General features: G+C 48.1%; 9 protein-coding genes and 1 tRNA gene. 5 read left to right on the top strand and 5 right to left on the bottom strand.

Going from position 1 to position 9,856, the window contains the following annotated elements; all coding sequences use genetic code 11:
• Positions 1–24: 24 nt before the first annotated feature.
• Together argF and argL are read right to left on the bottom strand one after the other, a co-directional pair.
• Positions 25–1,029: an ornithine carbamoyltransferase gene (argF, locus tag ACS603_RS21260; RefSeq protein ID WP_315687716.1), complete on the bottom strand. Its 1,005-nt coding sequence runs from the start codon at positions 1,027–1,029 to the stop codon at positions 25–27.
• Positions 999–1,094: a putative translational regulatory protein ArgL gene (gene argL / locus ACS603_RS21265; protein WP_217188093.1), complete on the bottom strand. Its 96-nt coding sequence runs from the start codon at positions 1,092–1,094 to the stop codon at positions 999–1,001. Before argL ends, argF begins: the two co-directional genes overlap by 31 nt.
• A gap of 99 nt (positions 1,095–1,193) precedes the next feature.
• On the opposite strand from argL, the gene rraB reads away from it, so the two are divergent.
• The 5 genes from rraB to ACS603_RS21290 all read left to right on the top strand — a co-directional run bounded on the left by rraB (position 1,194) and on the right by ACS603_RS21290 (position 4,854).
• The gene (gene rraB, locus ACS603_RS21270; RefSeq protein WP_182059399.1) at positions 1,194–1,616 is read left to right on the top strand and encodes a ribonuclease E inhibitor RraB; all 423 of its coding nucleotides are present in this window, start codon (positions 1,194–1,196) and stop codon (positions 1,614–1,616) included.
• A 42-nt stretch (positions 1,617–1,658) separates the two neighbouring features.
• Positions 1,659–2,417: a tRNA isopentenyl-2-thiomethyl-A-37 hydroxylase MiaE gene (gene miaE, locus ACS603_RS21275; protein ID WP_182059400.1), complete on the top strand. Its 759-nt coding sequence runs from the start codon at positions 1,659–1,661 to the stop codon at positions 2,415–2,417.
• Positions 2,418–2,447: 30 nt separating this feature from the next.
• Positions 2,448–3,179, top strand: coding sequence for a topoisomerase II (locus tag ACS603_RS21280; protein ID WP_474944900.1), 732 nt, complete (start codon positions 2,448–2,450; stop codon positions 3,177–3,179).
• A 105-nt stretch (positions 3,180–3,284) separates the two neighbouring features.
• A tRNA-Leu gene (locus ACS603_RS21285) sits at positions 3,285–3,369 on the top strand.
• 198 nt (positions 3,370–3,567) lie between these two features.
• Positions 3,568–4,854, top strand: a complete 1,287-nt coding sequence (locus tag ACS603_RS21290) for a tyrosine-type recombinase/integrase (RefSeq protein ID WP_474944901.1) — start codon at positions 3,568–3,570, stop codon at positions 4,852–4,854.
• Positions 4,855–5,243: 389 nt separating this feature from the next.
• On the opposite strand, the gene ACS603_RS21295 is transcribed toward ACS603_RS21290, so the two are convergent.
• From ACS603_RS21295 to ACS603_RS21305, 3 genes are all read right to left on the bottom strand, one after another.
• Positions 5,244–7,262, bottom strand: coding sequence for an ATP-binding protein (locus tag ACS603_RS21295; RefSeq protein ID WP_474944902.1), 2,019 nt, complete (start codon positions 7,260–7,262; stop codon positions 5,244–5,246).
• Between the two features lie 16 nt (positions 7,263–7,278).
• Positions 7,279–8,424 (bottom strand): restriction endonuclease subunit S, encoded by a 1,146-nt coding sequence (locus ACS603_RS21300; RefSeq protein ID WP_474944903.1) that lies wholly within the window; start codon positions 8,422–8,424, stop codon positions 7,279–7,281.
• A 2-nt stretch (positions 8,425–8,426) separates the two neighbouring features.
• On the bottom strand, positions 8,427–9,856 hold a 1,430-nt coding region (locus ACS603_RS21305), incomplete at its 5' end, for a class I SAM-dependent DNA methyltransferase (RefSeq protein WP_474944904.1).

The following is a 9,856-nucleotide window of genomic DNA, read 5'->3' on the forward strand; positions in this document are numbered from 1 at the left end:
GTGAGGGCACCAGCCCGCAGAGGATCACACCCCAAGCGTCGCCACCATCACCGCCTTAATGGTATGCATCCGGTTTTCTGCCTGGTCGAACACAATACTCGCCGCCGACTCAAACACCTCGTCCGTCACTTCCATCCCACCGTGCAGGTCGAACTCTTTCGCCATCTGCTTGCCGAGCGTGGTCTGGTCGTCATGGAATGCAGGCAGACAGTGCAGGAACTTCACGTCCGGGTTGCCGGTCAGCGCCATCATCTGGCTGTTCACCTGATAGCTGCGCAGCAGCGCAATACGCTCCGCCCACTTCTCTTTTGCCTCGCCCATCGACACCCACACGTCGGTATAGATGAAGTCAGCGCCTTTCACACCTGCCGCCACATCTTCCGTCAGGGTGATTTTCCCGCCATTCTTCGCGGCCAGCGCGCTGCACTCTGCCACCAGGCTCTCTTCCGGCCAGCAGGCTTTTGGCGCCACCAGGCGCAGATCCAGCCCGGTCAACGCGGCGGCTTCAAGCATGGAATTGCCCATGTTGTTACGCGCATCGCCCGCATACACCAGCGTCATCTCGTTAAACGCTTTGCCTGGCAGATGCTCCTGCATGGTCAGCAGGTCGGCTAACAGCTGAGTTGGGTGGAACTCGTTGGTCAGCCCGTTCCACACTGGCACGCCAGCATACTGCGCCAGGGTTTCAACCACTTCCTGACCGTGGCCACGGTACTGAATGCCATCGTACATGCGGCCCAGCACGCGCGCGGTATCTTTAATTGATTCTTTATGCCCAATCTGGCTGCCGCTCGGCCCTAAATACGTGACGCGCGCGCCCTGGTCAAATGCGGCAACTTCGAAAGAGCATCGTGTACGGGTTGAGTCTTTTTCGAAGATGAGCGCGATGTTTTTACCGGTAAGCTTCTGTACTTCCTTGCCATTTTTTTTATCAGCTTTGAGCTGTGCGGCAAGTGTCAGCAGAGAGGTGAATTGTGCAGGGGTAAAGTCGAGCAATTTCAGAAAGTGTTTCTTATACAGATCAGACATTTTATCCTCACATGGCGAACGCCACTTATTGAATTAAAATTCACTTTATATGTATGAATATTCATTTGCAACCCCGTTTCACAAATCTTTCTTACAAAGGTGGAGGCAAACACGTCCGTGTGTGAAAATAGAAGTATCTGCCGCACTTTAAAGAGGAATGAGCCATGGCAAACCCGGAACTACTAGAAGAGCAACGCGAAGAGACGCGTCTGATTATTGAGGAACTGCTGGAAGACGGCAGCGATCCGGACGCGCTGTACACCATCGAGCACCATTTCTCTGCCGACGATTTTGAAGCGCTGGAAAAGCTGGCGGTTGAAGCCTTCAAACTGGGTTACGAAGTGACCGAGCCAGAAGAGCTGGAAGTGGAAGAGGGCGACACCGTAATCTGCTGCGATATCCTGAGCGAAGGTGCGCTGAAAGCAGAGCTTATTGATGCGCAGGTAGAACAGCTGATGAACCTGGCCGAGAAGTTTGAAGTGGAATACGACGGCTGGGGAACCTACTTCGAAGATCCGAACGGTGAAGACGGCGACGAAGATGACGAAGATTTCATCGACGAAGACGACGATGGCGTGCGCCACTGATTGTATTTTGCGGCAGCTTCGGCTGCCGCTTCAGGAACCCTAATGGATTACCCGCAGATACTCGCCCCCGTACTCAACTTCCTCCAGTGCCCGACCCCGCAAGCATGGATTGATAAAGCCCGCGACCCGGCCAACCTGCCGCTGCTGCTGACCGACCATATGGTGTGTGAACTCAAAGCCGCACAGACTGCGCTCCTGCTGGTGCGTAAATATGTCGCCGATGAAAGCGGTGCCGACGCGCTGCTCGACTGGCTTAAACCCTACGAAGTCTTTACCTTCCGCGACGGCCCGGAGCCAGACTTCATCGCCCTGCACAAGCAGATTGGCAAAAGCGTGATGCCCAAAACCGACGACCCGTGGGGCCAGTTGCTTATCGACAGCATGGTGCTGCTGATAAAGGAAGAGCTGCACCACTTCTGGCAGGTGCGCGAGGCGATGCTGGCGCGTGATATTCCGTACGTCAAAATCACCGCCAGCCGCTACGCCAAAGGGATGCTGAAAGAAGTGCGCACTCACGAACCGCTGACGCTTATCGACAAGCTGATTTGCGGGGCCTATATCGAAGCCCGCTCCTGCGAGCGCTTTGCCGCACTGGCACCGTTCCTCGACGACGATTTGCAGAAGTTCTACCTGTCGCTGCTGCGCTCGGAAGCACGCCATTATCAGGACTATCTGACCCTTGCCCAGCAGGTGAGCGACAACGATATCTCACCCCGGGTACAGCTTTTTGGTGAAATTGAAGCCACACTTATCTCGACACCGGACAACGAGTTCCGCTTCCATAGTGGCGTGCCGGTGTAAACCGACACTGCAAAAGGATGCGAGATCGAGATGAAAAAAACGTGGATGCGTATTGTCGTGGTGGCCGTAGTGGCGGCCGCTGTGGCGTTCTGGGTCTATTATGATAAGCAGCGCTTGCAGCAAGATCCTGAACAACAGCTTGATACCACCCTGAACGCCATGCCCGCCTGGCAGGTGCTGAAAGAACAAGAGCCAGCGCTGCAAAAGCGCATCCGCGACCAGATCCTCACCATGCAGAAGGCGGGTGAATCTGAACAGCACATCATCGATGTGATCCAACCTCAAATCCTTAACCTGCAAATGTCGCGCCTGCAATACGCCCCGGATGCCAACGTGGTGGAGTATATGAAGGCCAATATGGAGCAGACCGCCGCCATCCAGAAGGTGAGTGACGATGCCTGCTTCCGGTTCTTGTACCCAGGCGTGAAGGGCGGCGTGAACCCGATGCGGGTGCTCGATAAACCGATGATGGAGCGTCGAATGCAGGCCGATGCCGACATGATGCGCGCCGCCTATGGGAAAAACCGCCACACTGTGACACCCGAGGAGCGCGCCGCCGCCGTAGCCGATGTGCGACCCATAATGAAGGAACTTGCCGACAAATACGGCGAGGCCATCCAGCTGCTGCAAACCCCTGAGCAAGCGGTGGGCAAGGAGAAGCTTTCGTGCGATATGGTGCAGGATATGTGGGCGAAGGTGCTGAAGCTGCCAGAGCCGAAGGCAGCAGGCGTGATTCGACTGGCGGTTTCCGAGCTGGATTGACGAGTGTGCTGATTTTTTGGGCACTTAGCGTGGGTTTAGCGCGTCGCTGCTTGCATGGCGGCGCGCGACAGGTATAATCCACAACGTTTCCGCATCCCCTTCAGTGCCGAAGTGGCGAAATCGGTAGACGCAGTTGATTCAAAATCAACCGTAGAAATACGTGCCGGTTCGAGTCCGGCCTTCGGCACCATCGGAACATCAATAGACGTCAACGGACGTCTTTTTTTGTGCCTGAAATCCAGTATCTGCAAGGCTTTCCTCGCTTTTTCACTCAACCTAAGTCAACCTGATTCAATCTACATCAACTTACTGATGCGGGTACATCTGCGGGTATATTCCGGTTCGATAATGTTTGTACCCACACAGAACCCTTGAAAGGATACTCATCATGGCTCTGAGTGATGTGAAGGTTCGTTCGGCTAAACCTGAGGCAAAAGCGTATAAGCTGACTGACGGCGAAGGCATGGTATTGTTGGTTCACCCTAATGGCTCGAAATACTGGCGGCTTCGTTATCGCTTTGGCGGTAAAGAGAAGATGCTGGCGTTGGGGAAATATCCTGAAGTCTCGCTGGCGGATGCCAGGGCACGCAGGGATGAAGCCCGTAAGCTAATAGCTAATGGCATCGATCCCAGTGAGAACAAGAAAGCCGGTAAGGTAGAGAAGGAGCAAGAGGCGATAACGTTTGAAGTGGTAGCTAGAGAGTGGCACGCCAGCAATCAGAAGTGGTCTGCATCGCATAGCGCTCGTGTATTGAAAAGCCTTGAAGATAATCTCTTTGCTGCCATTGGTAAGCGGAACATTGCAGAACTGAAAACGCGAGACCTACTTGTACCCATCAAAGCAGTCGAGTCATCCGGACGCCTTGAAGTCGCCGCCCGTTTGCAACAGCGAACTACCGCAATTATGCGCTTTGCTGTACAGAGCGGTTTAATCGACTACAACCCCGCGCAAGAAATTGCCGGTGCAGTTGCTACGGCGAAAAGACAGCACCGTGCTGCTCTGGAACTTAATCGCATTCCTGAATTACTTCACCGCATCGATCACTATTCTGGCAGGCCGTTAACCCGACTGGCGGTTGAACTCACTTTGTTGGTTTTCATCCGTTCAAGCGAGCTGCGTTTTGCCCGCTGGACAGAAGTGGATTTTGAAACGGCTATGTGGACGATCCCCGGTGAGCGTGAACCGCTGGACGGTGTTAAACATTCACAGCGTGGTTCAAAGATGCGGACGCCCCATCTTGTTCCTTTGTCGCGCCAAGCCTTAGCTATTCTGGAAAAGATCAAAAGCATTAATGGGAACCGTGACCTGATCTTCGTTGGCGACCACGATCCGCGTAAACCCATGAGTGAGAACACGGTGAACAAGGCGCTGAGAGTGATGGGTTATGACACGAAAACGGAAGTCTGTGGGCATGGATTCAGGACGATGGCGTGTAGTTCATTAATTGAATCGGGATTATGGTCGAGGGACGCGGTAGAGCGGCAGATGAGTCACCAGGAACGAAACTCTGTGCGGGCGGCTTACATTCATAAGGCGGAACATCTTGGAGAGCGCAGGTTGATGCTGCAGTGGTGGGCAGATTATCTGGATGCGAATCGGGAGAAGGGGGTTAGCCCGTTTGATTTTTCGAAGATTGATAGAGTGAATCGACAGAGCGATAGTTCCGCTCTGTAAAATTTACTTCGTAAAGTTGGGAAGCTAAATAAAAGTACGCTTGGCCGTAAAGATGGCTAAGCGTCTTTTTGATTTTGTGGTTGATAAAGATCGATATTGTGCGACATCGATCTCCACCTAACATTTTATTTTCTTATTACAATAAGTTGCAGTCATAGGCGGTGTGGCTCAGGCATGAAGTCATTTTTTGGAAAAATTGATAATTCAGGCCTAAATCTAACTATGGGAAATGCAATAATTCAATTTTTCATAGTTTTTGCTTCAAAATATCGATTGCTGAAGGCTAATATATATCAATAAAGCTGGATGCAAGAGTTTGTAATCCTGTACCAACAGTGCGGTTTGACATTAGCAATTCAGCAAATTCTATTGCTCACCCCCTACCAATCCTAAGAGGAAGGCAATCCAAGTTTGTCGAAGAATGCCCGGTTACGCTCTCTGGCCGCTTTTACTAATTGGTCAAAACTAATCACTTCGATATAAGCATGGGAAGGTTCGTTATAACCGAAATAGCCCATCCCATCAGATGTGATCCGTAGATTTGCTCGACGGCAGCGCCGGTGCATGGATTCAGTAAGGTCACAAAGCACATAACAATAGCCCGGTATATCATTATTTCCCGGAATTGGGCGACCGGATTTTGTAGTTACCTTACCCTCGCGTATCCGCTCTAAATAACTGAGCGCCTGATCAATAGGGTCTTTATCTTCACCTTCTCGCATATCATTACGCATGGGGCGTTTGATTTCGATTACTGTAATGGCTGCAAGTGGAAAGCTGATCTGATCGTTAACAAGAAGTGGATTATCAAATACTCTTAGGCTGAGCAAGTCTGGCTCTTTGGTTGATTCATTGCCGGTGATTGGCATCGAATTGAGCGTTTTATCAGAAGCCAAATAGTTATGAAATGCCAAGCGCTCATCGATTAGCCACAGGTTACAAGAGTCTAGGAAAACCTCGACGGAATCCTTGCGCATAGGCATGATTAGTTCGTGAATCATATCTTCACGGGCGTACTTTCCGTCCTCTAGCCGCTCAATAGATTTTTGTAACAGGTCGATAATAACCTTGCGGTGTGAAACGTAATTGGCAAGATCTGATTTCTTAAGGTCCCCTGCTTTACGTAGATAGTCGCCTAACCGTTCTTTATATTCTTCAACGTGCTCCTTATTTTGAGGCAGCATGATGTCATGGCCTTCGCTCACCAACTGACGCTCCACCTCATACCACTGAGCATGCAGGTGTAACTCCAGTTCTTTATCTGATTTTTCTGGGTCAACGATCAAAAATTCTTCTGCAACATAATTGGCAATGGGGCGATAGCGTGGAGCATGATTGTCGATAAAATCATCCACTCGTCTGCGGCCAGCCGACACGTTTTCTGCCAGAACATCTTGCAGGTACTCTTTGGTACGAATCAACACGGCTTCTCTAATATCTTTGAAGCTTACTTCGTTGAGCATGTCCTCAACATCTTCAGCAATATCAAACGAGGTTCGCTCACTGCGCACGTGCTGGTTAAGATAGTCGGATGATACATAGCAGGTATAAGTAAATTCACCGGAAATGTCAGAAATTTTTCCGTATAGGCCTGGAATTTTTCCCTGAATGGACTCTTCTTTAACGAGTCTATTTGCTGCACATAGTGCTAACTGGTGTTTTTTGTTAATGGATGCACGAAATTTGATATGAGTTAATTCAAATTGGTGGTCACGAATTGTAATTGTTTCGAGAAATGCGCTGGCATGCATATGTTCTTCGAGCAGATGATCAAGGTCAAACACCTCGTTCGCATCTTCTAAAAGTATTTTTGGGGCGCTTCCCTGCCGCACAAAATACCAGAGCACATGTTCAAGCAGCTGATTGGCTATGGAGTGACCTTTTACAGGAACTTGTTTTCGAAAAGTTTCATCAAAACCAACCAGCTTGATAAGGGTGCCGGGTTTATTAGATGTGGTTTCTACAACTTTTTCACTATGAACTCCCGATTTATCGTTGAAGCGGAATATGCGCTTTTTAAGCTCACCATCAATATCGAAAAAATGGCTTTCCACCTCGACCAGATCAAAAACTTTCAGCCACATCAGGCGGCCAACACCCCGACACCCTTTGTTAATTTTATGGTCAGAATCGAGGGTTTCAAATGACTTAAAATTAGTTTCGTCAAAACCACATCCATTATCGGTTATAGTAAATCCTATAATTGGTGGTTGCAATTTTGCATCTAAATCCAGACTGTCTTGAGTGGCACGATTAATGCGTAGAACAATTTTTCCGTCGACAGCATCATCCATTTCCTCAATAGAGTGAATGGAGTTTACTACCGCCTCAAATACTGGCATAAGGCCGTGACTCTTGGGTAAAGAGGTGTTGCGTAAGCGACCTTGCAAGTTGGTTTGTAAACTCATCTTTCACTCCATTTATTTATAACTTGCCTTTAAATGCAGAATCAAGAATCGAACTCTTCAAAGAAAACAAATCCTTTAATTGGCTCTGAATCTTAATATTTAATCGCTCAGTTTTCTTTACGAGTGAATTTACTCGTTCAACTGTCGTGGCTTGTTCCAGCAAGCATGCCAATGGAATTTGCATTTGGTCAATATGTTTGTTATTTACCTGTGGAATTGTACTTGCATCGACGAAATTAGCTAAATCGATAGTGCGCATAAACGCGAAAAGGTAATCATCCCTGATTTTGGATTCATCTGCTTTTAGGCCCATGATGTTACTGTCATAAGAGGCGTCCTCTAACAACATCCTTTTTTTGTTGGTCAAAATGGCACCTCCCCTTTTAGGTATGAGTGTACTACCTTTAGGGAAGATTTTTATTTTATGTTCTTTAGAAATCTGTTGATTAAATGTGATCTCCGGCCCAATCATGTTCTCATGATGGTTGTTCATTTGAGCAACTTTAAAGAATGGAATTTCACCATTACTAAAACCATTCTTGAAAACAGTTGGTAGCGCAATTCCACTATTTATCATCACAACAGAGGATAGAGGTACGACCTGATGATTTAATTTTAGCGTTTTAAATATTTCTGAAAGACCGTTCTTCAATAGAGCATCAGCCTGTACAATACTTTCCTCTAAAAGCTTAATGGCTGTGTCGATGCGGGTGAGTAGTGCATCGAGTTTTTCGACGATGCGTTTTTGTTCATCGATGCTGTCTGGTGTACATACCAACTCTGAACTAAAAGAGTTTCGATTTAGAGTAGGTACTGCTGCCCCAGATGAAAAACGAGTTAAATCAAAGAATTCAAGGAAATATTTTATAAAGCGTGGATAATTTCCATTGAACTTCTGCACATACAGTGCTGTATTGAGTGGCCAGTAATCACTCTCAACAAAATGCACTTTACCGATCGTACCGCTTCGCCCAGTAATAACTCCAGGTCCCTCAACTTTAAACTGATCAATGTAATCAGTGACACCGTTTGCGCTATATAAAGGAATATTACCTACCGACCTTGCATGTGTTGGAAGGTCATAGCCTCTCTTAAGGACACAAACATCCTCAAATTTTTTCCAACTCCAGCCGTTTGGAACATTAACTTCAATCTGTTCCATGGTTATTTCTCCGCCAGCAGCATTTCAATTTCATCCAGCAGACCAGATACCAGTTTTTCTTTGGTGCGAATTTTCTTAAGGATATCTTTTGGCGCTAAGTGTTCGGCATCTTTCTGTTTGGTTGGGTTTTTGGCAGATAGATCATACTCTTCTGTCAACTTGCTGGCTGAAACCGTCCACGAATTCTCTGTGGTTTCCCGTCTGCTATAAAGCGCAACAAACTCTTTCAGGTGATCATCGGTGATCGGTTTGTTTTTGGTGAGTTTTTGCTCTGGTTCGCACTCGTAATACCAAACATCGCTGGTGCAGCCGCTGCGTTCAAAAAACAGCACGTTGGTTTTTACGCCGGAATACGGCAAAAAAACCCCAGCAGGCAAACTTAAAATGGTATGTAGGTTAAAGTTTTCAAGCAGCTCTTGTTTTACCTGTTTAAATGCACTGTTGGCTTGGAATAAGACACCTTCTGGCACTACAACCGCCGCCTTGCCGCCGCTTTTCAGGGTCTTCATAAAATGCTGTAAAAACAGCAGCTCGGTGGCGTTGCTTTGGATGGGGAAGTTTTGCTGAATCTGCGACTTTTCTTTGCCGCCAAACGGCGGGTTGGCCAGAATAATGTTGTAACGGTCTTTTTCCTGAATATCGCGAATATTCTGGGTCAAGGTGTTACCACGGAACAGATTGGGTGATTCGATGCCATGAAGGATCATATTCATCATACCCATGACATAGGCCAGCGAGGTTTTTTCATAGCCGAAGAAAGTATTGCGCTGAATGAAATCCCATTGCTCGGTGGAGAGTTCATTCTTTTTGCTCTTCAGGTGCTCAAAGGCTTCAACCAAAAAACCGCATGAACCTGCCGCCGCGTCGTAAATGCTCTCACCGGGCTTGGGGTCTATCACTTGCACCATAGCTCGCACTACAGGGCGAGGAGTGTAAAACTCACCCGCATAGCCACCAGCATCGCCCATGTTTTGCAATAAGCCTTCGTAGACCAATGAGAGCTCGAATAAATCGGACTCAGACTGGAAGTTCAGACTATCCACAATATCCAGCACTTCGCGCAGGGTATGACCAGAGGCCACTTTGTTATCCAGATATTGAAATATCGCGCCAATTTTGTAGGTGAAGGATTTTGGGTTTACGCCATTTACTGTTACGTTGGCGAAGCTTTTCAGGTAAGGGAAAAGCTGACTGTTCACATAATCGGTCAGGTCATCTCCTGTTTTAGCACGCGCCAAATCCAGCTTACCATCGGCAGTTTTTGGGCAAGCCCAGGTTGTCCAGCGGTGTTCCTTATCCAGTACGGGTTGATAGTCTTTGCCGGACAATATCGTTTCATCTTCTTTTTCGGACTCGTAATCATCGAGAAACTTTAGAAATAATACCCAAGAGGTTTGTTCTGTGTAATGCATGGCACCGCTGATACCATCGT

This window comes from Enterobacter sp. Li2LvB3, from assembly GCF_056156645.1.